Consider the following 22,616-nt stretch of genomic DNA (forward strand, 5'->3'; position numbering starts at 1 on the left):
AATAAATGCAAAAACGCTTTGGTCCGTACCAAAGCCCGTTCAACTTATTGTATAAAGTAATCGAGTTCATGATAATGGGGATGCTCCTGTAGGGCAGCCTCACACGTATCACAAATCGCATAAATTTTTATATCACCATTTGCCTGATATTCCATCATTTCTTGTTTTTCCTTTGCTGTTAATCGATCAATTCCCAGAAGCGCGGCATCTAGAACTTGTTCCTCCAGTCTGCCAATCTCTTGGGTGCAATGTCTGCATTGATAGATAATTGCCACGTTAATCGCCTCCTCGGATATCTATAATAAAAGTTTATCCGATTCAGCCCCAATTATACGCAAGCTCCTGCACTTACTGGTTATAATCATTCATAACATCAATGAACGCCTTACCCCCAGCCCAATCTTCACAGGCATCTGCTGCTTTTGCAATACTTTCCCTGACCGTTTCCTGCTCCTGCTTCGCAAAGTCAGCAAGCACATAATCAACGACAGCGACTGCATTTGTTGGTCTCCCCACTCCGAAACGAATCCGGTTAAACTCTTTCGTACCAAGATGTTCGATGAGAGAGCGCATCCCATTGTGACCGCCATGTCCGCCTTTTGCCCGCAAACGAATCTTTCCAGTCGGTAAATCGAGGTCATCATAAATAACGAGCACATCTTCCGCCTCAACACCGAAGTACTCCATCAATGGTCGAACAGCATTACCGGACAAGTTCATGAAGGTCTGAGGTTCCAAGAAAATCACTTTTTCCCCAGCAAGGTTCTCCATTGCATAATCGCCATTAAACTTGTTCTTATTTAATTTGAATCCATGGCGGGAAAGCAGCTCGTCAACGACCATAAACCCAATATTGTGACGTGTTTTCTTGTACTTTCTTCCAGGGTTCCCTAACCCGACAATTAATTTCATGATTACTTCTTCCTTTTGTAAAAATTTTATTCCCTATACGCAAACAGAATTTTCCAAAAACTGACTCCTGTGTTTTCATTGTTCAAAAAGGAGGATAAAAAGGACCGAGGTCGGCTAAATAAGCAACGTCCTGTTGCTTCCACAGGATGTCGTGAGTTCTACGTTGTCCACAGGACCGTGGACGGTTTTAGTAGAACTTCCCTTCGAAGTGTCATTTTTACCGGACTTTTTGAACAACCTTTAACACTTAACAAGCCCTCCCACAGGAAACCAATATGCACCTGATAGGAGGGTTGTTCTTTAATATATCATTGAAATGCTTAAATTATTCTTCGTCTTCTTTTGCATCGACAAGTTCAGGTTCTGCACCTTCGTCTGGAAGCTGTGATTCAGGTTCTTCTTCAGTCGGTGGTACGATTGTAACGATAACCGCATCCGGCTCATCCACGAACTCATACTTATCAGATGTCGGCAGATCTTGAACAGCGATCACATCTCCAATTTGAAGTTCGGATACATCCACTGTGATTTCATCCGGGAAGTTAGCAGGTTTTGCGTTAACAAGCACTTCGTACTGTGGCTGCTGCATAACGCCGCCTTCTTTTGTACCAGCTGCTTCTCCTTCGATACGCACTGGAACAGAAACTTCCATTTCCTCGGACATATCGACAACATAAAAGTCGACGTGAATTAAAGAGTCTTTAATTGGATTGACTTGATATTCGTGAAGCATCACATCAACAGAAGTGTCATTTTCGATGTCCAATGTGATGATTGCGTTTCTTCCTTCGTCACGAACTGTTTTGAGTAGTTCAATGCTATCTACTGCAACAGTTTTTGATTCTTTACCTTTTCCATAAACAACTGCAGGAACTTGGCCGTCTGCACGTAATTGTTTTGTTACTGAGTTACTAAAATCATCTCTTTTTAAGGCTTTAAGCTTTATTGCCATCTTCATCATCCTCCAAATATTTTTCTGCTAAAAACAAGCAAATCTTTTCATATTAATAAATATAAATATATACCTTCTTGGGTAATGATTGAAACTATTAGTCGAATAGAATACTTACAGATTGCTCTTCATGGACACGAATGATCGCCTCACCAATTAAAGGTGCAACAGATAAAGCAGTGATTTTATCCAACTTCTTCTCTTCAGGGAGTGGAATACTGTTTGTAATAACCAACTCTTTAATCGCAGAGTTTTCAATTCGCTCAATAGCTGGCCCTGATAAAACAGGATGCGTACAACAAGCATACACTTCTGTCGCACCATTTTCAATTAAAGCGTCTGCTGCAAGTGTAATTGTGCCACCCGTATCAATAATATCGTCAATTAAAATCGCAGTCTTACCTTCTACATTTCCGATGATATTCATGATTTCCGCAACGTTCGGTTTCGGTCTGCGCTTATCAATAATTCCGAGTGGTGTTTTCAGACGGTCTGCTAGTTTCCGCGCTCTTGTTACACCACCGTGGTCAGGGGAGACAACAATAATGTCTTGTAAGTCCTTTTCCTCAAAGTAGTCAGAAAGAATTGGCACACCTTGTAAATGGTCAATTGGTACATTGAAGAATCCTTGAATCTGTGGTGCATGGAGATCGAGCGTGATAACGCGAGTCGTACCAGCTGTCTCCAAGATATCAGCAACGAGTTTAGCTGCAATCGGTTCACGGGCGCGTGCTTTCCGGTCCTGTCTTGCATAGCCGTAATAAGGCATCACAATATTGATTGACTTTGCTGAAGCACGTTTCAGTGCATCGATCATAATGAGTAATTCCATTACATGATCATTAACTGGTGCTGAAGTCGACTGCAGAACGTAAACATCACTGCCACGAATACTTTCTTCGATGTTGATTTGAACTTCACCGTCACTGAATTTTGATACGGTGCATTTCCCTAGTGGAATGCCAAGATGTTCTGCTATCTCCTCTGCCAGCGCGGGATTTGAATTGAGTGTAAATAGTTTTAGCGAACCATCCTCATATTTAGATGCCATGGAATGAACCCTCCGTTGTTATTTTTTCCCTTTAAATCGTTCTGCATAATCTTCTTTATTTGTCTGTCTTGCTCTTGCAATCGATAGTGCATTTTTCGGTACGTCTTTATTGATTGTTGAACCTGCAGCGACATAAGAATCTTCACCGATTGTAACTGGCGCAATCAAATTGGAGTTACAGCCAACAAATGCATGGTCTTCAATTGTCGTAAGATGTTTATTCTTCCCGTCATAGTTCACTGTAATCGTACCGCAGCCAATATTTACATGTTCTCCAATATTCGCATCACCCATGTAGCTTAAATGGGATACTTTACTATTATTGCCGAGAGAGGTTTTCTTCAATTCGACAAAGTTACCGACCTTCGTATGGTTACCGATGACAGATTCTGGGCGCACATGAGCAAATGGACCAATCACAACACCCTCACCGATTTTACTGTCGTGAACAACACTTCGCTTGATTACTGTCCCTTGTCCAATCGTTGCGTTATGCAGTTCACTATCCGGCCCAATTATAGCGTCTGCTTCAATGGTTGTCTCCCCAGTAATCAACGTACCCGGATAAATTGTCACATCCTGACCGATTACAGCATCCGGTTCGATATACGTATTGTTCGGGTCAATGAATGTAACGCCGTTTCGCATATGCAATTCATTGATACGTTGCTTCATAATCCGTTCCGCTTCAGCAAGTGCTACCCGGTCGTTTACCCCAAGCGTTTCCTCAAAGTTTGGGGTAAGATAAGCGGTAACTAATTTCTTTTCAGCTCTTAAAATTTCAATAACGTCCGGCAAATAATATTCACCTTGAGCATTATCATTGGAAACTTTCTCAAGAGCTTCAAATAAATCCTGATTATTAAAGCAGTATGTACCAGTATTTATTTCATTAACGAGTAATTCGTCATCATTCGCATCTTTATGTTCAACAATGCGCTCCACTTCTTTATCCGCATTCCGAATAACCCTCCCGTATCCAGCAGGGTCAGGAGTGTTGGCTGTTAATATGGTTGCGCTAGCTTCCACCTCCTCGTGATGCTCAACTAGCTTACGAAACGTTTCTCCTGTAATAAGCGGGGTATCTCCGCATGCAACAATTGTCGTTCCTTTAGCATCTTGCAATAGCTCTTTCGCCTGGAGAACGGCATGGGCTGTTCCTAATTGTTCTTTCTGCACGACATATTCTGTTTGTGTTCCAAGCTCTTCTTGCACTTTTTCTGCACCAAAACCAACAACTGTAATATTTTTATCTAAATTAACGGCATTTAACTGATCAATGACATGCTGTACCATCGGCTTTCCCACCACAGGGTGCAGCACCTTATAAAGCTTTGATTTCATTCTTGTACCTTGTCCTGCAGCAAGAATTACCGCATAGCGATTTGTCATAAAGAAACCTCCATTATTCTATTTGTCCACCTTAAAATATATCGCAAACGTTTGAGGATTTCAAGAATTGTTGGGGATATGAATGTTTTTATTGCTGGAAAAGGTAAACCAGAAGGAAGAGTTTGGGACGAGTTATGTCCCAAACCTATGTTATCCAATAAGTGAATGAATTTCATAATTACCAAAGTCGGCTTTTCCATCATATGTAGTTGGGAACGAACCAACTCAACTATATATGGTGATGGTGAAGCATTAAATACGTATTATGAAATTCATTAAAGTGATAAGTTTTTTTATAAAATAAGTGCTCATTTACTAAAGCGGCAACAAATCGATAACCTTTTTTACATCTTCTGCCGATTGATCGAGTTGCTTTTTCTCGTCAGTTGTAAGTGGCAGTTCAATCACACGTTCGATTCCCCCACCACCTAAAACGGTAGGAACGCCAAGATAGATGTCTTGATAACCATATTCCCCCTCCAAGTAAGCAATACTCGGTAGAACGCGTTTTTTATCATTTACAATCGCATCGGCCATTTCTACAAGGGAGGCTGCCGGAGCATAATAAGCGCTTCCATTACCAAGCAGATTGACAATTTCTCCGCCGCCTTTTCGTGTCCGTTCTACAATAGCTTTGATTCTGTCTTCGGGAAGTAAATGTTCAATTGGAATGCCCCCTACATTTGAATAACGGATAAGTGGAACCATACTATCACCATGACCACCAAGTACAAACCCAGTTACATCTTCCACCGACACATTCAATTCTTGTGCTACAAACGTATTAAACCGTGCTGTATCAAGCACACCCGATTGACCAATCACACGATGCTTTGGAAAACCAGTTTCCCGGAATATCGTATAGGTCATCGCATCCACCGGGTTACTTAACACGAGAACATAACTGTCTTTTGCATAGGTTACGACTTGCTTTGCTACGTCCCTTATAATCTTCGCATTGATTGATACAAGATCATCCCTGCTCATTCCTGGCTTTCTTGCGATTCCTGCTGTAACAATAACCATGTCTGCATCGGCAATATCGGCATAATCTGACGTTCCAACGACTGAGCTGTTAAATTTTTCCACCGGGCCAGCTTCCTGCATATCCAATGCTTTTCCTTTCGTCGGATTTTCAGCATCAGGTATATCGACTAATACAACATCTCCCAATTCTTTTTGCGCTAATAAAAACGCTGTCGTCGTTCCAGTGAATCCAGCTCCAATCACCGCGAACTTTCTCCGTTTAAAATTCGTCATTTCATCACCTCTACACCATTATTTAAACATGATTCTATTTCAAATAACAATCTGAAAGTTCCCAATCACTCAACTTTCACTCATCGAAATATGAAATTCAGCGTAAGTGTTTGCAACTTTCTACTGAAGGTCCGCAGTCCAGACACCTCTCGCACCTGCTGAGCGGCTGGTATGCCCGCGGAAAGCATCCATCCACCGGGCAACTGAACGGCAACTAGAGAGCCATTCATGAGAACGAGCAAAACACATACGATGAATGGAAGTGTGTGACTTTTGAAGGAGAGTTATTGGAATAGTTAGCTATTTAAGACTGTGAAAGGTGGGTATTGGGAAAGTAAAACAAAAAAAGAGGCTAACCTATGTAAGATTAGTCCCCCCTGTTTATCATTGATCATCTTAGGAAGCACCTGCTTCTTCAAATTCGACCTCATTTTCTCCCGATAGCCGATAAGCTTCCAGCACTGCCTCTTGAATCTTATTTCTCGTATTGGAATTAATAGGATGGGCAATATCTCTAAATTCTCCATCCGGCGTGCGCTTAGACGGCATTGCTACGAATAGTCCATTGTTTCCGTCAATCACACGAATATCATGGACAACGAATTCCTGGTCCAAAGTAATTGATGCAATCGCTCGCATTCTGCCCTCTGTATTTACGCGGCGCAATCTTACGTCAGTAACTTCCACGATGTTTCACCACCTTTTCCCATTTGAACTCTACATGTATAGTTCAACAAAACTCTTAAAACTCCTGCTTTAATTCATAAAAAAATTAATTTTCTTACTAAAAATTTAAAAAAGGGAAAAGGCTATTCAAGATTAGGTGAAATTACCAGGCACAATTTCCATTTGATTTTCCTTTGTATCTACTTCGGAAATTTTGATAAGTGATGTATAGTTCGTTACTTTTCTTTCTTCATCTTCATCATCTGCTTCTGCAAATACTCCAATCGCTTTCACTTCCGCATCAAACTCGGCAAGCAGATTCGTGATTCCGGTTATCGTTCCGCCTGCTTTCATGAAGTCATCAATGATACATACATTTGATCCTTCTTTCAGACTCCGCTTTGGAAGGACCATCGTTTGAATTCTCCGGGATGAACCAGAGACGTAATTGATGCTGACCGAGGAACCTTCCGTCACTTTCGGGTCCCTTCTTGCAATCACGACCGGCACTTGGAGAAAGGATGCAACCGCATAGGCAAGCGGAATTCCCTTCGTTGCTACCGTAACAATTGCATCCAATTCTATCTCAGAAAATCTGGAAGCAAAGATCCGGCCAATTTCCCGAACGGTTTTCGGGTCACCTAATAGATCGCTCATATATAAATAGCCGCCTGGCAGAATTCGTTCTGGATCTTTCAGTTCCTCGCATAATTCCAAAATGAAAGATTCGTCATGCTCTTCCGTATTTTTTGGAATATAACGGACGCCACCTCCAGCTCCTGTCGTCCGATAAAGCATTCCGAGCCCTTGCTGCTCAAACACAGCATGTATAATATCAAGATCCTCACTAATGGAAGATTTCGTCGTACCGCATAATTCCACAAAGTAAGGTAATTGTGTATGTGTGTGGGGATTTTCCAGAAAAAACTGAGTTAACACGATTAGACGGTTACTTCTTTTCATAATGACACCTCAAAACCCGTATATTTTATCTAAATATACCATTTTCATACGTGTTTTGGCAATGTTCACCCGAGGAGACGAACGAGATACACTTCATTACAAAAGCCACGCATTCCGTTATAAATTTTCTTCGCCTTTTGTTGTTGTTCGACTAACCCGTAAACAGTCGGGCCTGTCCCACTCATCAAAACACCTGGTGCTCCCAAATTTTTCATTGTATCTTTAATTTGTTTTACTTCGGGGTGGAGTGAGACTGTAACCGCTTCTAAAGAATTGCCAATATGATTGCAAATCTCGGAAAAGTTTCTTGCATAAAGTGCTTGTATAAGCGCTTCATTATCTGGATGTGTCAGCTCCTCCACCTTCACATGCTGGAAAACGGTTCGGGTCGATACACCGATATCCGGTTTTGCCAAAATAACCCAACAAGGTGGCGGAGAGGGAAGCTTTTCCACAATTTCACCGAACCCCCGCGCAATTGCTGTCTCTCCGTACAGGCTAAATGTCGCATCAGACCCGCATTTAGCTGCTATCGGAGCTAATTCCGCTAGTTCCAGACCGAGGGACCATAAACGATTGAGTCCTCGAATCACAGCTGCTGCGTCGGTACTACCGCCACCGAGACCAGCCGAGACAGGAATATGTTTATCAATCGCAATATGGACACCTTTTGTTATACCGAATGCTTCCTTAAAAAGCTTCGCCGCCCGAAATGCTAAATTCCGTTCATCATTCGGGACATAACGGCTTTCCATAGAAATCGTAATTCGGTCTTCTTCAAGAGAAGTGAATTCCAGCCGGTCGGCCAGATCAACGGTCGTCATGATCATTTCCACATCATGATATTCATCGGTTTCTCGTTTACGTATAACATCAAGCGACAGATTTATTTTTGCTGGTGCCTTCTCTATGATCATCATGCTCCTTCACCTGCTTCAAAAACGAAAAGTTAAACAAATTGTATCATAATCCAAAAAGAGGTGCGACCTTCAATAGCGAAAGCGAATACATAAGAAAAAGGCAAGCGACTAGCGCTTGCCTTTCTCGAGGTTCTCCTCTGCCATCTCGATCGCACGTTTCACCATATTTCCAGCGTCTCGTGCTTTAATGCCACCCCAGCCTTCTTGCTGGACTGTGTCGTAAAACCCTAACTCTTTAGCAATTTCTTCTTTCAGTTGGTCTGACATGATTCCTCGACGCCTTCCCATGAAAAAACAGCTCCTTTTCGTTAGTCTCGTTACGACATGTATAGTTTGACCGTTCTTTGGATAATGAACCGTGGAAGCTTACGGGAATAGTGGGAAAATCCGTAAAAAAATAAAGCAGTGGAATGTTACCGCTCCACCGCTTTATGCACGTCCTTTATTTTTGTTCTAAAAAACTTAGTTCGACTGTTTCTGTTAAAATATCTGCGTAGCTGTATGACACACGTTCGAATGCATTTTCGTCTTGATCAAGTTCCACGATAAATACAGAAGGATAAGTTTCTGCTAATACCCCGGATCTTACAATCGTTTTTCTTCTGCCACCGTTTGCTTTCAAACGCAAACGTCTACCTATTTGGCAGTCAAGACCTTGCTTAATTTCGTTCAATGTTTTAGCCAATACACTCCACCTCACTGCATCCTATTATAGCACAGGCTCGTTCATTAGTCAAATAAAGCTAAATATTATAACAGGATTGTATTTTACCTGTCAACAATAAAACTTAGGTCTTATTACGTATTATTAGTAATTATTAACTTTTTATGTACGGTTTACATGAAAATTTGCCGTATAACGCTTTATAGCTAGCCAACCCGGTAAAAATACAGGTAAATACCCTGACCTAGAACACGGTTAAAAAGTCTGTACCCCTGAAGTAATTGATTTTAACTTACCTGAGCACTGACAGCTCGCATCAGTTCCATTTCCTTTATTTTCTCATTACGATTGGTACTTGGGGAAGCTTATCCGTGGCCTTTTTCATGCACTTCGCTACTGACAGAGCTTGTCAGTGATGCATTCCACGCAGTATCGCCGTTACAGGACACAGATAGAGCCTATCATCAACCCGACTCGCTTTGTCTTAGCATAATAGGTCACTGACAGGCTCGATACATCTTTTGGTATTAAAATTCGATGATATTGTTTGTTGGGGTATTTGGATCAGCAGGTTCTTCTTCCTCTGTGCCATCGAGGTACGGCATTCCGGTTCGGAGGAGACCGCGGGTTTCAATGCCACCCATGCCTTTTTCTCCGGTCAATGTATTGCGAAGAACATCTGAAACATTGACACTCTCCATAAAAGAGGTATAAGCAATCTTTGCCGCAATATAAACGGGGTCTAATGCGTGAATGTTAATTCGATACGGCGAGCTGGCAAAATTTGCACCAGCCCTGATAATCGACTCAAAGTGGGATTGACACGCACCTGCAAAGATAACGAGCTGATCAAGATGAGGATTCACTCTCCTTGCTTCCCGTACCGTTTCTGCAAAATACTTAGAATTCCGGTAAGCACGTAAATCTTTCTTCTCGCCTTTATTTTTCGAATAGGAGTCATGACCGGTTACAATAATCAGATTCGGCTGAATCCGTTCAATTAACGGGCCAACTGCCTGAGGCATATCTTTTTCAAGTAAATGAACACCATGCACATGCAGACCCATCCGCTGATACAAACTGATGCATTTCCGTAAATAAATCGGGTCGCCATCCAAATGCAAAACCTTGGCAGGAAGCTGGAAATATGAAAAGTTCCGCTCATAACCACCGCTTATCTGATGGGCCTTCTTCTCTCGCATCAACTGATAATCCTGGCGGAATAAACGATAAGAAAATTCTTCTTTTTCCTTCGAGGTCTTTTGCCTGCTTTCCAAATCTTTCCGATTCACTTTCGTTAGATCGTCCGGCGGTGCATCGGCCTGCAGTCGCATTTCTGTCCCGCTTAGCAACACCAGTTGCTTTTCTAATTCGGACACACGAAAAACTACATCGTGGTTATAGGATTTCCGTGTCACGATATCACCAATCTTTATATCCATATATCCACCTCCCAGCCCAGCATTCCTTTTATAGGCTATGAGAGGTGTCTACAATCTGTGCTTGTAAATCAAGGGCTTCACTGCTTTAATACATTCGTTAAAAAGGCTATCTTTTTCTTCGTATAATCAATTGTATATTTGGAAGGAGTATCCATAAAAACATGTCCCAGTCTTGCTTTATTTTTATCAATCAGATACAGCTCATGCTTTACCCCCAGATCATTTAGCTTTGCGGCAAAATCTTTCGCTTGATCCGGAAATGTTCCAGTATTTCCATCTGCCAGGAAAACAGGTGGAAAACTTTCTGTTGCATGGACAATGACATTCGCTTCTTCAGCATTTTTATCCGTACCATTAATTAAATGTTCTTTTTTAAAATAATTTCTGCTGAATTGATAGAAAGTCCAATTAGAAGAAGCGACTGGGGATTTTGTTTTCCCCATCCTCCTTATATCAAGCGCCGCGGAGTCTAATACAGCAGCCCTAATAGCATCTCGATGAATTACCGGAGCAATGCCAATTTTCTCCGCATATGCCTCATTCGTTTGCACGTTCAAAAACTGTCCGACAATTTGCCCTCCTGCACTACTGCCCGCAAAGATAACTTCTGACATATCTATTCCGAATTCATTCCCATGTTCTTGCATAAATTCGACGGCTTGAGACAGTTGTTCTAACGGCACAGGATAAGTATATTCAGGGGATAGGGCATAATTGATGGAAACAACATTATATCCTGCTCCAAGCATCTGCTCATAATAGGCATTGTCCTCAAGCTTCTTATCACCTATTGTCCAGCCACCGCCATGAACGAAGAAATACGTTGGTCTTTCCGTATCCAGATCATTGTTCACAATGTACACATCCAAATAACTATTTGGGTATTCCTCGCCATATTTAATATCATTTACCTTTAAATGACCGTGCTCGAGGATTGTCTGTTCCATAGCAGGTGCATAATCACGATTGCCATATCCTAATTGCGATTGTGTGATACTCATCAATGGAGCGGGTGTTATAAAGTTTACAATCACAATGAACGAAATCAAACACGACATAACAATACCCGCCGATTTAAGTATCTGTCCTGTAATTTTCCATCCATTCAATCGACCACTTTTGTTCTTAGCTCTTCCCAATCGACTTTTGCCGATAATAAGGCAATAGAGCCCAAGCCCAATTACAAGTATTTGGGCAATTACAAAAGCGGGATACCAATTCATGGCAAGCCAAGCTACCTCAAATGAAATAGCAAGCACACCGAGAATAAGAGCCGTGCCGCGGATCCTTTCTGTATTGTTTTTAATAACAAAACTAAAGACAATAAAACAAATAAGCAAACATAAAATAATTACACCTATGGACCGGACTGCATCTACATAATACCCTTCAAGCCATACGTGAAGCATCAGCAATCCACCTGATGCCCTCCATAAAGCCCTGTATAAGCGTTCCTTCTTCTCTCCTAGCACCATTTACATCACCCAATAAGAATTTTTCTCACCTATCATTAAGACTTCCACTCATTTTATCATTAAAAACCTTTCCATTATCACATTAACGTAATTCCTTCTATTTGCTAATCACGATCGACAATTTATAGTTTACATACTTGTTCAGTTCTTTTAAGAAACTGTCCAACAAGTCATTGGATGGAAATTTACATTCTAAAAGATAACACCCTTCACCACTTATTTTATAATTGTTTTGCACATATGATTCTTGTTTTTTGATGAAAGTATGGAAAGGCTGATGATTCATATGATGGGCGAAAACTGTAATAAAGGCATGGACTTCATATCCTAATTTCGCTTGGTCCACTTTGATGGTGTATCCTTCAATCACTCCAGCATCTTCTAATTTTAATACTCGCGCTGTCGCCGCTTCATGTACTGCCCCCTGTCTTAATACATTGTCGGTAAATACCCGGAATAGACAGTTAATCAAAAAAAATCAACCTCTTGTTTTTTATCTGCTTTTAACAAGTAGGTTGACAGCTTCTTTTATTAATTCTCCTTCATCCGTGCCATCTGCTTCTGCTGCACGGACACATTCAACTAAATTCGTGCTTACAATTACACCTAGTGTTCGATCGACCGCCGACCGAACAGCTGATAATTGTGTAACAACATCCTTACAATCTTTACTCTCTTCCATCATTCTTAAAACGCCGCGGAGTTGTCCTTCCATGCGCTTTACTCTATTTTTCATTTGATCATTATATTCCATCGTTATTCTCCTTCTTTTACATATGGTAAGCAACATTATATTATACCCTAACCCGTATTTTGTCAACATAACCGCATGGATACTCACCTTCGTAAGTGTTGACAAATTACCCTTAGGGGTATATGATATTAACGAGAAGTCAGATGTATTATGTATTACAAGGTGCAGCATATACCCCGTTAGGTAATCCAAGGAAAAATAAAATAGGAGTGTGCTTATGGGAAAAAAAATAGTAATCATTGGCGGAGTTGCTGGTGGTGCCTCCGTGGCCGCCAGAGTGAGAAGATTGGATGAGAATGCAGAAATTATCATGTTTGAAAAAGGGCCTCATGTATCCTTTTCCAATTGTTCCTTACCCTATCATTTGAGTGGGATTGTTGAAAATAGCGAGCAGCTTGTTCTAATCAATCCAGATATATTTAAACAACGCTACAATATTCAAGCAAAGGTCAATCAAGAAGTTATTACAATTAATCGGGATCAAAAAACAATCACCGTAAAAGATTTAATAGCTGATGAAACATATGAAGAAACATACGATAAATTAGTATTGTCGCCTGGAGCAAAACCGATTAAGCCAAACTTGGAAGGTATCGATAATGACAATGTGTTTACAATCCGTAACGTCGTCGATATTGAGAATGTGAGTAATTTCATTAAGCAAAAGGACTTGAAAGATATCGCAGTTGTTGGCGGTGGCTTCATTGGCGTGGAAGTTGCTGAAAATCTCAAACTAGCTGGTCACAATGTATCGTTAGTTGAATTTGCCAACCAAGTCATGGCACCGTACGATTACGATATGGCACAAATCCTTCATAAAGAAATGGTGGATAACGGAATTGAGCTCATTTTAGATGATGGATTGACAAAAATTGAAGACGGTTATATCGAAACAAGTTCAGAAAAAAGGATAAAAGCAGACGCGGTTGTCTTGGCTATCGGTGTGAGGCCGGAAACAACTTTAGCAGAAGAATCCGGACTTGAAATTGGTGGGACTGGAGCAATTAAAGTCGATCATAACTATTTAACAAACGATAAAGATATTTATGCTGTCGGAGATGCAATCGAAGTGCATCATCGCCTCTTACACAAACCGACAAGACTTGCACTCGCAGGTCCTGCCCAAAAGCAAGCGAGGGCGGCAGCTGATCATATGTATGGCATTTCGAACAGGAATCAGGGTGTGATCGGTTCGTCATCCATCAAGCTTTTTGATTTGAATGCAGCTTCAACTGGACTGAATGTGACAACCGCTGAGCAAGCTGGTATATCTCACGATTCGGTTTATGTCATGCCTGCAGATAAAGTGGGCTTGATGCCGGACAGTAATCCGATGCATTTTAAATTAGTCTACGAATACCCGACAGGAAAAATTCTCGGCGCCCAAGCAATCGGAAAAGGAAATGTCGATAAACGGATTGATATCATTGCAACGATGCTCACAATGAATGGAACATTGGAAGACTTAAAAGACCTCGAACTATCATACTCTCCAATGTTAGGAACAGCTAAAGATGTTGTAAACCATGCAGCACTCGTAGCCCTTAATCAGCTGGAGGGACGCTACCAAGAGGTAAAGGTTTCCGAAGTCCGCGGATTAGTTGAGAACAATGCCTTTATAATCGATGCTAGGGAAAAAGGCGAATTTGAATCAGGTCACCTGAAGCATGCAGTCAATATTCCATTAAGTGAGTTCAGGAACCGATTAGATGAAATCCCTACAAACGAACCCGTGTATGTCCACTGCCGTTCTGGTCAACGAAGCTATAATATGGTCATCGCTTTAAATAACCTCGGCTATACAAACATATACAACATTTCCGGTTCCTATTTAGGTATTAATCTCTATGAATATTTTAATGATCTCGTTACTGGAAGAGAAAAAATTGTAACAGCATATAACTTTAACTAATGAAATGAATTTCATAATACGTATTTAATACTTCACCATCACCATATGTAGTTGAGTTGGTTCGTTCCCAACTATATATGGCGATGGAAAAGCCGACTTTGGTAATTATGAAATTCATTCAATGGGGTATTCATCGTGAATCAGACGACAATCGTATATACATCAGCACTATGTCCAGTATGCGGCATGGTTAAAAGCTTTCTCGATACGTTAGAAATTCCGTACAAGGAAGTGAATGTGGATATGAATCCGGTCGCCATGCTTCAATTGGTTACGAAAACAAAAAGATTGTCTGTGCCGCAAACAAAGATAAACGGGAAATTGATCTCCGGTTTTAATCCGGAGAAGATGATGCAGGCATTGAATGGTTAATTATTATAGCAAAAGGCTGGGACAAAACCTCACGATGTTCCAGCCTTTTCTTTTTTCATTCAAATATATGACTTAAAAATGCAAACAATTACCCTGAATGAAAGTGTCAGGCCTCTTTTAGATAAGGGTATCCAAAGAGGGTTGACTATGCAACTTTTCCTAGAATTTAAACAAAAAAACGGACCGTCGCCATACATACAATCCCTACCAGAACAGTAGCCGATAAACTCTTTGTCCATAAAGCGATAAGAAGTGTTGGAATAATAGCGGTAAGCACTCTCCAATCGATCGCTAATACTGCCGTATCTTGAATGATAAAGCTATCCACAATCAGCGCGGTGAAAATACAAACTGGTATAAATGAAAGCCATTGGACGACAACTTTCGGAAGGGCTATATTTCGAATAACAATGAACGGAATAACCCTTGGAATAAAGGTAACAATCGCACAGCCTACTATAATTAAAAGTATGGTCATATTTATACTCATTTATCTTTTACCACTCCAATCGTAGCAACGATAATTGTAGCCAAGATAATTGCAATATAAGAAGGCATGAACATGCTGAAAATTAACATGAATACAACGACATAACCAATTAATGAGAGATAAAATTTCAATTTACCTGCATCGATATGCTCTAACTGCAATACGAGTAAAGCCAGGAACATAGCTGTTAACGCAAAGTCCAACCCAAGTACTTCCGGGTTCGAAATCCATTTTCCAAAAATCGCACCTGCGACACAAGAAAGAATCCAAAAAATATAAGCAGTTATATTCAACCCGTTCATCCAGCGATCATTGAACGTTTCTTTTTGAACAATTTTATTCGCAGCGACACCGAATGACTCATCTGTGACAAGAGCGCCGATCCCAATATTTTTCCACAGGGAATACTTTGTGAAATAAGGAGCTAAGGTCATACATAATAATAGATGCCTTAAATTCACAATGAAAGTTGTAAATACAATAACATATATAGGACTGCCTGCTACAATCAATGCACAGATAATAAATTGAGCTGCACCAGCATAAACAAGTATAGATAAAAGGGCAACTTCAAGCACACTCAAATTTGACGAAGCACCCACAATTCCTGCAGCAATTCCAATACTGATATAACCGAATAAAGTCGGAATACAATCCTTAACACCTTGAGAAAAAGTAGACAATTTATATTCATCATCTAACTTTTTTGTCAACTCACTCATTATTTCCTCCCACCCTTTTGTCCATTAAATTAAACCTATGTATGTTATGTTGTTTATCATATGCTATAATAAACATATTAAAGAGTCAAGGAGATTTGATATGGAATTCATTCAAGAAGTGATCGCAGACAATCTTGCTGAAATAAGAAAAGCGAGGGGATTAAGCTTTGATCAACTTGCCGAATTGACTGGGGTCAGTAAAGCAATGCTGGCTCAAATCGAGAGAGGCAAATCCAATCCGACCGTCACTACACTTTGGAAGATTGCCAATGGGCTACAAGTGTCATTTTCTAGTTTTCTTAAGGAAAGAGAGAAACCTAGAATTGAAAAAATCGATATGTCGAAGCTCCGTCCTGTCATTGACGACGGGGGTAATTATCTTGTCTATTCCGTCTTTCCATTCCATCCGGAGAAGAAATTTGAAATTTTTACCGTAGAATTGAAGCCCGGATTCAGCCATCAAGCGGAGAAACATCTTGGTGAGGAATATATATTGATCCAATGTGGGACACTTACGCTTGAGATTCATGATGAGAAGTTTGAATTAAAGGCACATGAAACCATTAAGTTTCCTGCAAATACAGTTCATATGTATAAAAATGATACGGATGAGCTGGTCAGATTTTTTACTGTTATCTTTTATCCGGAATGATCATTAGAATAAAAAATTGGCAGCAAAGGATACTCTCCTCTACTGCCTTTTAATTTGCGGGAAAATCCGAAACGATACTACTCAAGCTTCCTATTTCAATTCCCGCACCTTCTCCGGCGTTACATCCTGCCCAAGCGGGTCCATCACCTTCATCCCGGAAAATGTATCAAGCACTTGTCCGCGGATTGCTCGTAAATAATTTTCCCGGAGCACTTTCTGTTCAGCCTTCTCCTTATAAGTTAGTCCTGCTTCACGTTGCTTTTTGGCCAATTCATTGATTCTTGGTAAGATCTCAATCATCTTATTCTTCCTCCTTTTCTTCAATCGGAGCTAATTTCGCTTCAATCTCCTCTCTTCGTTCTTCAAGAAACGGCGGTAAATCAAGCTGCTCGCCTAAGCTTTCCACATCACTATCAACCGTAAATCCTGGCTCATCCGTTGCAATTTCAAAAAGAATCCCGTTTGATTCACGGAAATACAGGCTCTTAAAATAGAAACGGTCCACAATTCCCGATGAATGGAAACCCCTTTGTTTTACCTGTTCATCCCAATACGCTAGTTCTTCGTCATTGCGCACACGAATTGCTAAGTGATGGATACTGCCACGTCCTGGTCTTTCCGATGGGCCATCCATATATTTCACAACAATTTCTCCAAAAGTCTCTCCTTCAACAGATTGAAAAATTGCTTCACTTTCATTCCGGCTTACCTCTGTGTAACCGAACATATCTGTAAGCGTATTTGCTAACTTCTCAAGCCTGCGCACGGTCATTTCAATCGGCCCCATGCCTTGAATTTGATGCTCTTCGGGGACATTTGATTTCTCCCATGTTTCCCAGTGGTCGATTCGTTCACTGGAAGCGAGCAACACGAGACGCAGTCCATCTGGATCTTCAAATTTTAATGCCGGACGATTCGCATATGTGCTAATTTCATCATGATATACGTCATATTTTTCAAAGCGTTCCTTCCAATAATGCAGGCTTTCCACTGATGGTACTAATAACCCGATTCTTGTGATTGCGTTTGTACCACGATACGTATGTCCTGACATTGGAATTTCAAAAAAGGTCAGTTCCGTACCTGGGCTACCTGTCTTATCTCCATAAAATAAATGGTACATCGATGGATCATCTTGGTTCACCGTTACTTTCACACGGCGTAAACCTAGTACTTGTTTATAAAAGTGATTATTTTGACTGGCGTTCTTTGTAATCATCGAAATATGATGATGTCCTGGTATGGTAAACATGTCAATCTCCTCCATTTTTAAGTTTACTAGTCAACTGATAACTAAAAAAAATAATTGTTTATATTCAACCCTCTAACTCTGATGCGGTATGCTTCTGTAGTTTTGTCATTAATTGATATAATATCTTTTGCTCTTCTTCTGTCAAACAGCCATTTAGCATCGTTGTTTGGAAATGAAGCTGATGATGAAACACTTGCTGCATTTTCTCTTCCCCTTTACAGGTGAGAGAAATCCATTTCGTCTTCCAATCTTGCTTGCGCTGGATATAACCTTCTTGCTCCAGGCGAGTGAGCATGCGCGATATCCCACCAGGTGATACCGTTACTTTTGTAGCGAGATCACTTTGCATGATTGGCTGGTAAGTGGCTACCTGGTTCAACACATCGAATTGCGCAGCAGTAATGTCAAATTGTTTTAGGAATTCATTCGATAACAGGTTACTTTGATGCGTAAATCGTGCAATCCTTAGCCAGATTAAGGAACCTCGTGTATTCTTTTTCAAATTGCCTCACTCCCTTTCGTTACTATCACTTTACCCCTCAACTGATTAAATTGCAAGGTGTTTGTTTTGAATTAAGTATATTTCTTTCATGTATTCAATGTTTAGCATTACTAATCAAATTATTCTGTTTTTATTTCATTCACCATGTTAAGTTATTCGAGAAGGATAATATATCGGCCTGAATTATTTCACGATCTTTGCCTATTATCCTTAAATGACTTGTAGGGCTTTTTATCGTTAATAGCAGTAATGAATAGACCCCGACTTTCCCAAGCATAGTCAGCATTTCCTTGCACAAACTGTAAATAATCGAATAAATTCCCTACTTCATATTTAATCACAATATGCAGCCTAATTAGCACGGTTTTTTTAAAAGGTATTGCAGACGACGTTACGTAATGTGATTTAATTAAATCAGGAGGTTATGGAATGAATAAAAAACGGTACACTGTCGGTGAATTAGCAAAGTTATCTGGAGCAACGATAAGAACCATTCAATACTACGATCGAATCAATTTACTTGTTGCACAGCGAGATAAGAATAAAAAATTAAGATACTATAACAAAAATGATTTAATGAGGCTTCAACAAATCTTATTCTATAAACGAATTGGCATGCCACTTAAAGAAATTAAAAATCACTTAACAAATTTCAATGATTTCTCTGATATGAAAAAGATTTTAAATAAACAGGCTGATATTCTATTCCAGCAAGAAATGGAAATTAAAATGAATTTGATTATTATTAAAGTTGTCGAAAACTCCATTGAGTTAAATCCCGATAAGGATATAGAGCCGATAATAAAGCTGATATGCGGCTTAAATAAACAAACTGTATTGGACTATGCAAATGTCGAATACGATGAACAAACTAAAAAGGTATTTCAAAGCAGAGATATCGACTACAGGGAAATTATAGATTTCTACTGGCAGTGGAAACAGCTTATTTTGGAAGCTGCTGCGTTAAAGCTAAACAGTAATCAATATGAAAACGAGGCAGGATACCAGTTGGGAGAAAAATGGGATAGATTCACTAAAAACGCTACGGATGACCCCGAAATACTGGCGGAATATGAAAGAGGCTCTGATCTAAGCGACCAGTGGCCAGAGGAAGATTTATTTTTATACAACTTTTCCAAAGCTTTCATCGAAGCAGCACATCGCTATTACCTTGAGAGGAAGGGTGAAATCAATGATTAAAACAGAAAATCTAACAAAAAAGTTTGGTGATAAAACAGCGGTTGACCGTCTAAATTTAACGCTTCAGCCAGGAGCAGTTACAGGCTTCCTTGGTCCTAATGGTTCTGGTAAATCAACAACAATGAAAATGATCATTTCCCTCGTTCAACCTACACATGGAAAAGTAATAATTGACGGAAAAAAATACAGTGATTTCCGAGAACCAGTGAAAAAAATCGGAACATTAATTGACCCATCCACATTAGATAAAAACTTTACTGCGGAACAGCATCTGTCGATTATTGCAACAGCGGCAGGTATTGAAAAAAGTAGAATAGAAGAAATGTTGGATGTAACTGGATTGCAAAGTGTGAAAAATAAAAAAGTGAAGTCTTATTCGCTAGGAATGAAACAGCGCTTGGGTGTTGCAACTGCATTAATCGGCAACCCTGACACAATTATATTAGATGAGCCCTTTAACGGCCTGGATATAGACGGTATTAAATGGCTGCGCAAGCTTTTCAGACAACTTGCTGACCACGGTAAAGCCGTTATTGTTTCCAGCCACTTGATGAGGGAAATAGAAGCCGTTGCTGATCGGGTTGTCATTATCGGGCAGGGTAAGTTGCTAGCTGACATGACAATGGGGGAAATGAATGAAAAAAGTTTAAGTTCCTATGTTTATGTTGAAGCAAATGATATTGCTAAATTTAAAAACGTGCTACAGAAAAAACATGCTTTAATCAAACCTCATAACGCAGGTTTGAAAGTACGAAACTTAGAGGCAAGTGAAATCGGAAGGTTAGCTCATGATCATCAAATTATCCTATTTCAACTAACAAAAGTAAACCCTTCTTTAGAAGACCTATTTACCGAAATAACCGATGGGAAAGTAGAATATGTTGCAAAAGGGGTGAAGACCAAATGAAAAACTTAATTAAGGCGGATTTCAAAAAAATATTCTACCTTCCAGGTAATCGATCCTTTCTGATTTCAACCATTTGTTTAAGTATCTTACTGGGAATGATTTTTTTATTCACTACAAATGTTACACAAGGAAGAGCATTAATAGAGCTATCCAGTATGGAGGTTATTGATATAACATTACTTGGCATGGATGTCGCGGCAATTATGCTCCTTATATTTACTGCTAATTTTGTCAAAAAAGATTTAACTTCGGGAGCGGTTCATACAAACCTTGCAATTACTCCTGTTCGAGGGAATTATTTCCTGTCTAAAGTTTCATTTATATCCATCCTCGCCATTCTTCTTAGTATTGTATTAATACTGCTTTTCTTTGCCATTGATCAGCTAGTATTATCAATGAATGGTATGGGGGGCTTATCCATATTCGCTCTCAATATTTTTACAAAGATTGTTGGTTCTATCGTGATGGTATTATTCTACAGCCTATTAAGCGCGTCAGGTACTTTTTATCTGCAATCCGCATTTGGGGGAGCAGCTTTTGCATTAAGCGTGATGTTCCTCCCAGCGCTCATTAAAATGTTTCCCGCCGATATTTCCGATATATTATTACCGATTTTTCCCGAGGATGCATTATCCGCGCTCATCGATGTTCATTCTGCTGATGGCTCACTTCTCCGAGCAATATTAGTCCTATTATTATGGATTATTGTTTCAAGTCTAATAGGACAATGGAAATTTAAAAAAATGGATTACTAACTTTTCAAGGGAGGCAGTTATAGCAAAGCCTGGCAGGCCCTTTCCATTTATTACTTTATCTATTGCTAGGTATTCACCTCCCTGTCCCCTTGCTGTTTGGAAATCAATATTTTTCCAGATCACGAGGTACGCTTGAGAAAAGTACAAAGTAGAACGAGCGGTGGTTCTCATTCTACTTCTTTATTATGATTTAATGCGCTAATTCTGGCATTACTTTTTTCAGACCCATTAGATCATCCATCACAATATCAGCCTGTGCAAGTTCCTCTTCTTTCGCAAAGTCAAAATTGCATCCGATTGAAACTAAACCATTATCTTTTGCAGCGTTTATATCCGATAGCCGGTCGCCTACTACTGCGCCTTGGGTAATATTGTATTTCGTGATTATACGCTGTACTAGATCTGATTTATTCAAGGAATCAATTTGCTCGATACTGAATGTCTCCGTAACCCAATGATCCAATTGATAATAACTTACAATTGCCTTAAGATATTCGGTTAACCCATTACTTGCAATGTAAATCGAGTAATCATTTGCTTTCAGATAACTGAAAACCTCTTTTACATTCGGATATAATGCACCTTTCCCGCCTTTTATATTGTTTAAGAGCTTCTCCAAGAAATAAGCATCTGTTTGCTCTCTAACATCACGAGAATGATCAGGCATTAACGTTTCCCATACTTTTGGCAAAGGCACACCCATAATTTCACGATATTTATCAATCGGTGTTTCGCATTCCACTTTTTCAATGACCGTAAACGTTCAAATGCATCTTCCAGAGATAACTCTAAAATTTTACCGGTTTGAAATAATGTTCCATCCATATCAAAGATTAGTGATTGAGTCATTTCTATATTCCCTTTTTTATTATTCAGTCAATTCATAAAGTATAGCATATATTAGCGCGCTAACGCTTAGGATTTCCTGCGGGATGCTTATAGCGTTCATCGTTTCTGAATTAAAAAAGGAGCCATCCAACGATAGCCCTTTCTATATACAAAGTCACTGCACATAATGGGGGGTAATATGCAAAATGACGGAAAACATCTATGCTTCCTTTTCCTGTTTCCGAGTAGGCTCATGTCGATAAGCGACCTCGTAGATATTCAATTCTGCCCCTAAAATGGGACTGTCTTCTGACCTTTTCCCTGCCTGCTGACCCTGCTGCTCTTTTCGGTGATTTCTCGCTTCCAGCCATTGATCAAAGTGTTTTCTCTCTTCCCATGTCGTACAAATATCCAATTCATCATATTCTTCACTTGTTTCATTCCTCAACACTTCCATTACTACAAATCCCTCAAATTTATGGACATCTTTTGGTTTTTGAAAGAGGGGAAGCACTTCATCTGACCGACCTTTTTCAATTCGAATGGTATTGACTGCTTTTATCATTTTATTTT

28 protein-coding genes and 1 pseudogene are annotated in these 22,616 nt (G+C 39.9%); 6 read left to right on the forward strand and 23 right to left on the reverse strand.

Annotation, left to right across the window (positions count from 1 at the left end):
• Positions 1–44 precede the first annotated feature (44 nt).
• The 15 genes from fin to LZD48_RS15285 all read right to left on the reverse strand — a co-directional run bounded on the left by fin (position 45) and on the right by LZD48_RS15285 (position 12,451).
• Positions 45–275 (reverse strand): anti-sigma-F factor Fin, encoded by a 231-nt coding sequence (gene fin / locus LZD48_RS15215; protein WP_235763581.1) that lies wholly within the window; start codon positions 273–275, stop codon positions 45–47.
• A 73-nt stretch (positions 276–348) separates the two neighbouring features.
• The gene (gene pth / locus LZD48_RS15220; protein WP_235763582.1) at positions 349–912 is read right to left on the reverse strand and encodes an aminoacyl-tRNA hydrolase; all 564 of its coding nucleotides are present in this window, start codon (positions 910–912) and stop codon (positions 349–351) included.
• Positions 913–1,237: 325 nt separating this feature from the next.
• Positions 1,238–1,864 (reverse strand): 50S ribosomal protein L25/general stress protein Ctc, encoded by a 627-nt coding sequence (locus LZD48_RS15225; protein ID WP_235763583.1) that lies wholly within the window; start codon positions 1,862–1,864, stop codon positions 1,238–1,240.
• A gap of 97 nt (positions 1,865–1,961) precedes the next feature.
• A complete protein-coding gene (locus LZD48_RS15230; protein ID WP_235763584.1) occupies positions 1,962–2,915 on the reverse strand; it encodes a ribose-phosphate diphosphokinase in 954 nt (317 codons plus the stop codon).
• An 18-nt stretch (positions 2,916–2,933) separates the two neighbouring features.
• Positions 2,934–4,307: a bifunctional UDP-N-acetylglucosamine diphosphorylase/glucosamine-1-phosphate N-acetyltransferase GlmU gene (glmU, locus tag LZD48_RS15235; RefSeq protein ID WP_235763585.1), complete on the reverse strand. Its 1,374-nt coding sequence runs from the start codon at positions 4,305–4,307 to the stop codon at positions 2,934–2,936.
• A 315-nt stretch (positions 4,308–4,622) separates the two neighbouring features.
• A complete protein-coding gene (mdh, locus tag LZD48_RS15240; protein WP_235763586.1) occupies positions 4,623–5,567 on the reverse strand; it encodes a malate dehydrogenase in 945 nt (314 codons plus the stop codon).
• Positions 5,568–5,963: 396 nt separating this feature from the next.
• Positions 5,964–6,254, reverse strand: a complete 291-nt coding sequence (gene spoVG, locus LZD48_RS15245) for a septation regulator SpoVG (protein WP_156857424.1) — start codon at positions 6,252–6,254, stop codon at positions 5,964–5,966.
• A gap of 132 nt (positions 6,255–6,386) precedes the next feature.
• A complete protein-coding gene (gene purR, locus LZD48_RS15250) occupies positions 6,387–7,196 on the reverse strand; it encodes a pur operon repressor (RefSeq protein WP_235763587.1) in 810 nt (269 codons plus the stop codon).
• A 65-nt stretch (positions 7,197–7,261) separates the two neighbouring features.
• A complete protein-coding gene (gene ispE / locus LZD48_RS15255; RefSeq protein ID WP_235763588.1) occupies positions 7,262–8,116 on the reverse strand; it encodes a 4-(cytidine 5'-diphospho)-2-C-methyl-D-erythritol kinase in 855 nt (284 codons plus the stop codon).
• 108 nt (positions 8,117–8,224) lie between these two features.
• Positions 8,225–8,404 carry a small, acid-soluble spore protein, alpha/beta type gene (locus LZD48_RS15260; RefSeq protein ID WP_156857427.1) on the reverse strand — a complete coding sequence of 60 codons (180 nt, stop codon included), beginning with the start codon at positions 8,402–8,404 and terminating at the stop codon, positions 8,225–8,227.
• 154 nt (positions 8,405–8,558) lie between these two features.
• Complete coding sequence (gene veg / locus LZD48_RS15265; RefSeq protein WP_235763589.1) at positions 8,559–8,801, reverse strand: biofilm formation stimulator Veg; 243 nt, start codon at positions 8,799–8,801, stop codon at positions 8,559–8,561.
• A 506-nt stretch (positions 8,802–9,307) separates the two neighbouring features.
• The gene (gene yabG, locus LZD48_RS15270; RefSeq protein WP_235763590.1) at positions 9,308–10,222 is read right to left on the reverse strand and encodes a sporulation peptidase YabG; all 915 of its coding nucleotides are present in this window, start codon (positions 10,220–10,222) and stop codon (positions 9,308–9,310) included.
• Between the two features lie 77 nt (positions 10,223–10,299).
• Complete coding sequence (locus tag LZD48_RS15275) at positions 10,300–11,631, reverse strand: alpha/beta hydrolase (RefSeq protein ID WP_235763591.1); 1,332 nt, start codon at positions 11,629–11,631, stop codon at positions 10,300–10,302.
• 163 nt (positions 11,632–11,794) lie between these two features.
• Complete coding sequence (locus LZD48_RS15280) at positions 11,795–12,166, reverse strand: Lrp/AsnC family transcriptional regulator (RefSeq protein WP_235763633.1); 372 nt, start codon at positions 12,164–12,166, stop codon at positions 11,795–11,797.
• Positions 12,167–12,190: 24 nt separating this feature from the next.
• Positions 12,191–12,451, reverse strand: a complete 261-nt coding sequence (locus LZD48_RS15285; protein WP_235763592.1) for a metal-sensitive transcriptional regulator — start codon at positions 12,449–12,451, stop codon at positions 12,191–12,193.
• 217 nt (positions 12,452–12,668) lie between these two features.
• On the opposite strand from LZD48_RS15285, the gene LZD48_RS15290 reads away from it, so the two are divergent.
• On the forward strand, positions 12,669–14,363 hold the full coding sequence (locus tag LZD48_RS15290) for an FAD-dependent oxidoreductase (protein WP_235763593.1): 1,695 nt from the start codon (positions 12,669–12,671) through the stop codon (positions 14,361–14,363).
• Here the strand turns inward: LZD48_RS15290 and LZD48_RS18820 are convergent.
• The gene (locus LZD48_RS18820; RefSeq protein WP_255771100.1) at positions 14,356–14,481 is read right to left on the reverse strand and encodes a hypothetical protein; all 126 of its coding nucleotides are present in this window, start codon (positions 14,479–14,481) and stop codon (positions 14,356–14,358) included. The two genes, LZD48_RS15290 and LZD48_RS18820, sit on opposite strands and share 8 nt — an antisense overlap.
• A gap of 17 nt (positions 14,482–14,498) precedes the next feature.
• On the opposite strand from LZD48_RS18820, the gene LZD48_RS15295 reads away from it, so the two are divergent.
• Positions 14,499–14,735: a glutaredoxin family protein gene (locus tag LZD48_RS15295; RefSeq protein ID WP_235763594.1), complete on the forward strand. Its 237-nt coding sequence runs from the start codon at positions 14,499–14,501 to the stop codon at positions 14,733–14,735.
• 166 nt (positions 14,736–14,901) lie between these two features.
• On the opposite strand, the gene LZD48_RS15300 is transcribed toward LZD48_RS15295, so the two are convergent.
• Together LZD48_RS15300 and LZD48_RS15305 are read right to left on the reverse strand one after the other, a co-directional pair.
• Positions 14,902–15,225, reverse strand: coding sequence for an AzlD domain-containing protein (locus LZD48_RS15300; RefSeq protein WP_235763595.1), 324 nt, complete (start codon positions 15,223–15,225; stop codon positions 14,902–14,904).
• A complete protein-coding gene (locus LZD48_RS15305) occupies positions 15,222–15,947 on the reverse strand; it encodes an AzlC family ABC transporter permease (protein ID WP_235763596.1) in 726 nt (241 codons plus the stop codon). The genes LZD48_RS15300 and LZD48_RS15305 overlap by 4 nt, the downstream gene beginning before the upstream one ends.
• A 100-nt stretch (positions 15,948–16,047) precedes the next feature.
• Here LZD48_RS15305 and LZD48_RS15310 point away from each other — a divergent pair, with 100 nt between their 5' ends.
• On the forward strand, positions 16,048–16,599 hold the full coding sequence (locus tag LZD48_RS15310) for a helix-turn-helix domain-containing protein (protein ID WP_235763597.1): 552 nt from the start codon (positions 16,048–16,050) through the stop codon (positions 16,597–16,599).
• A 90-nt stretch (positions 16,600–16,689) separates the two neighbouring features.
• Here the strand turns inward: LZD48_RS15310 and LZD48_RS15315 are convergent, their stop codons facing one another.
• From LZD48_RS15315 to LZD48_RS15325, 3 genes are all read right to left on the reverse strand, one after another.
• Positions 16,690–16,899 carry a DUF896 domain-containing protein gene (locus tag LZD48_RS15315; RefSeq protein WP_235763598.1) on the reverse strand — a complete coding sequence of 70 codons (210 nt, stop codon included), beginning with the start codon at positions 16,897–16,899 and terminating at the stop codon, positions 16,690–16,692.
• 1 nt (position 16,900) lies between these two features.
• The gene (locus LZD48_RS15320; protein WP_235763599.1) at positions 16,901–17,851 is read right to left on the reverse strand and encodes a ring-cleaving dioxygenase; all 951 of its coding nucleotides are present in this window, start codon (positions 17,849–17,851) and stop codon (positions 16,901–16,903) included.
• Positions 17,852–17,915: 64 nt separating this feature from the next.
• The gene (locus LZD48_RS15325; protein WP_235763600.1) at positions 17,916–18,353 is read right to left on the reverse strand and encodes a MarR family winged helix-turn-helix transcriptional regulator; all 438 of its coding nucleotides are present in this window, start codon (positions 18,351–18,353) and stop codon (positions 17,916–17,918) included.
• Positions 18,354–18,782: 429 nt separating this feature from the next.
• Between LZD48_RS15325 and LZD48_RS15330 the strand changes: the two genes are divergently transcribed.
• From LZD48_RS15330 to LZD48_RS15340, 3 genes are read left to right on the forward strand one after another with little or no spacing between them, the layout of a single operon-like run.
• Positions 18,783–19,553, forward strand: coding sequence for a MerR family transcriptional regulator (locus LZD48_RS15330; protein ID WP_235763601.1), 771 nt, complete (start codon positions 18,783–18,785; stop codon positions 19,551–19,553).
• Complete coding sequence (locus tag LZD48_RS15335) at positions 19,546–20,460, forward strand: ABC transporter ATP-binding protein (protein ID WP_235763602.1); 915 nt, start codon at positions 19,546–19,548, stop codon at positions 20,458–20,460. Before LZD48_RS15330 ends, LZD48_RS15335 begins: the two co-directional genes overlap by 8 nt.
• Complete coding sequence (locus LZD48_RS15340) at positions 20,457–21,215, forward strand: hypothetical protein (protein WP_235763603.1); 759 nt, start codon at positions 20,457–20,459, stop codon at positions 21,213–21,215. The genes LZD48_RS15335 and LZD48_RS15340 overlap by 4 nt, the downstream gene beginning before the upstream one ends.
• Positions 21,216–21,405: 190 nt before the next feature.
• Here LZD48_RS15340 and LZD48_RS15345 read toward each other — a convergent pair.
• Positions 21,406–22,064, reverse strand: a pseudogene (locus tag LZD48_RS15345) (HAD hydrolase-like protein).
• Positions 22,065–22,263: 199 nt separating this feature from the next.
• The gene (locus tag LZD48_RS15350) at positions 22,264–22,608 is read right to left on the reverse strand and encodes an antibiotic biosynthesis monooxygenase (RefSeq protein ID WP_235763604.1); all 345 of its coding nucleotides are present in this window, start codon (positions 22,606–22,608) and stop codon (positions 22,264–22,266) included.
• Positions 22,609–22,616 lie beyond the last annotated feature (8 nt).

Source organism: Oceanobacillus alkalisoli (assembly GCF_021556485.1).
Classification (GTDB): domain Bacteria; phylum Bacillota; class Bacilli; order Bacillales; family Amphibacillaceae; genus Oceanobacillus; species Oceanobacillus alkalisoli.

Bases quoted from the DNA above. Each gene is read 5' to 3' on its own strand.
- pth (WP_235763582.1), bottom strand. From the start codon at position 912: ATGAAATTAATTGTCGGGTTAGGGAACCCTGGAAGAAAGTACAAGAAA.
- LZD48_RS15225 (WP_235763583.1), bottom strand. From the start codon at position 1,864: ATGGCAATAAAGCTTAAAGCCTTAAAAAGAGATGATTTTAGTAACTCA.
- LZD48_RS15230 (WP_235763584.1), bottom strand. From the start codon at position 2,915: ATGGCATCTAAATATGAGGATGGTTCGCTAAAACTATTTACACTCAAT.
- glmU (WP_235763585.1), bottom strand. From the start codon at position 4,307: ATGACAAATCGCTATGCGGTAATTCTTGCTGCAGGACAAGGTACAAGA.
- mdh (WP_235763586.1), bottom strand. From the start codon at position 5,567: ATGACGAATTTTAAACGGAGAAAGTTCGCGGTGATTGGAGCTGGATTC.
- purR (WP_235763587.1), bottom strand. From the start codon at position 7,196: ATGAAAAGAAGTAACCGTCTAATCGTGTTAACTCAGTTTTTTCTGGAA.
- ispE (WP_235763588.1), bottom strand. From the start codon at position 8,116: ATGATGATCATAGAGAAGGCACCAGCAAAAATAAATCTGTCGCTTGAT.
- LZD48_RS15260 (WP_156857427.1), bottom strand. From the start codon at position 8,404: ATGGGAAGGCGTCGAGGAATCATGTCAGACCAACTGAAAGAAGAAATT.
- yabG (WP_235763590.1), bottom strand. From the start codon at position 10,222: ATGGATATAAAGATTGGTGATATCGTGACACGGAAATCCTATAACCAC.
- LZD48_RS15275 (WP_235763591.1), bottom strand. From the start codon at position 11,631: ATGCTTCACGTATGGCTTGAAGGGTATTATGTAGATGCAGTCCGGTCC.
- LZD48_RS15285 (WP_235763592.1), bottom strand. From the start codon at position 12,451: ATGGAATATAATGATCAAATGAAAAATAGAGTAAAGCGCATGGAAGGA.
- LZD48_RS15290 (WP_235763593.1), top strand. From the start codon at position 12,669: ATGGGAAAAAAAATAGTAATCATTGGCGGAGTTGCTGGTGGTGCCTCC.
- LZD48_RS18820 (WP_255771100.1), bottom strand. From the start codon at position 14,481: ATGAATTTCATAATTACCAAAGTCGGCTTTTCCATCGCCATATATAGT.
- LZD48_RS15300 (WP_235763595.1), bottom strand. From the start codon at position 15,225: ATGAGTATAAATATGACCATACTTTTAATTATAGTAGGCTGTGCGATT.
- LZD48_RS15305 (WP_235763596.1), bottom strand. From the start codon at position 15,947: ATGAGTGAGTTGACAAAAAAGTTAGATGATGAATATAAATTGTCTACT.
- LZD48_RS15310 (WP_235763597.1), top strand. From the start codon at position 16,048: ATGGAATTCATTCAAGAAGTGATCGCAGACAATCTTGCTGAAATAAGA.
- LZD48_RS15315 (WP_235763598.1), bottom strand. From the start codon at position 16,899: ATGATTGAGATCTTACCAAGAATCAATGAATTGGCCAAAAAGCAACGT.
- LZD48_RS15320 (WP_235763599.1), bottom strand. From the start codon at position 17,851: ATGTTTACCATACCAGGACATCATCATATTTCGATGATTACAAAGAAC.
- LZD48_RS15330 (WP_235763601.1), top strand. From the start codon at position 18,783: ATGAATAAAAAACGGTACACTGTCGGTGAATTAGCAAAGTTATCTGGA.
- LZD48_RS15335 (WP_235763602.1), top strand. From the start codon at position 19,546: ATGATTAAAACAGAAAATCTAACAAAAAAGTTTGGTGATAAAACAGCG.
- LZD48_RS15340 (WP_235763603.1), top strand. From the start codon at position 20,457: ATGAAAAACTTAATTAAGGCGGATTTCAAAAAAATATTCTACCTTCCA.
- LZD48_RS15350 (WP_235763604.1), bottom strand. From the start codon at position 22,608: ATGATAAAAGCAGTCAATACCATTCGAATTGAAAAAGGTCGGTCAGAT.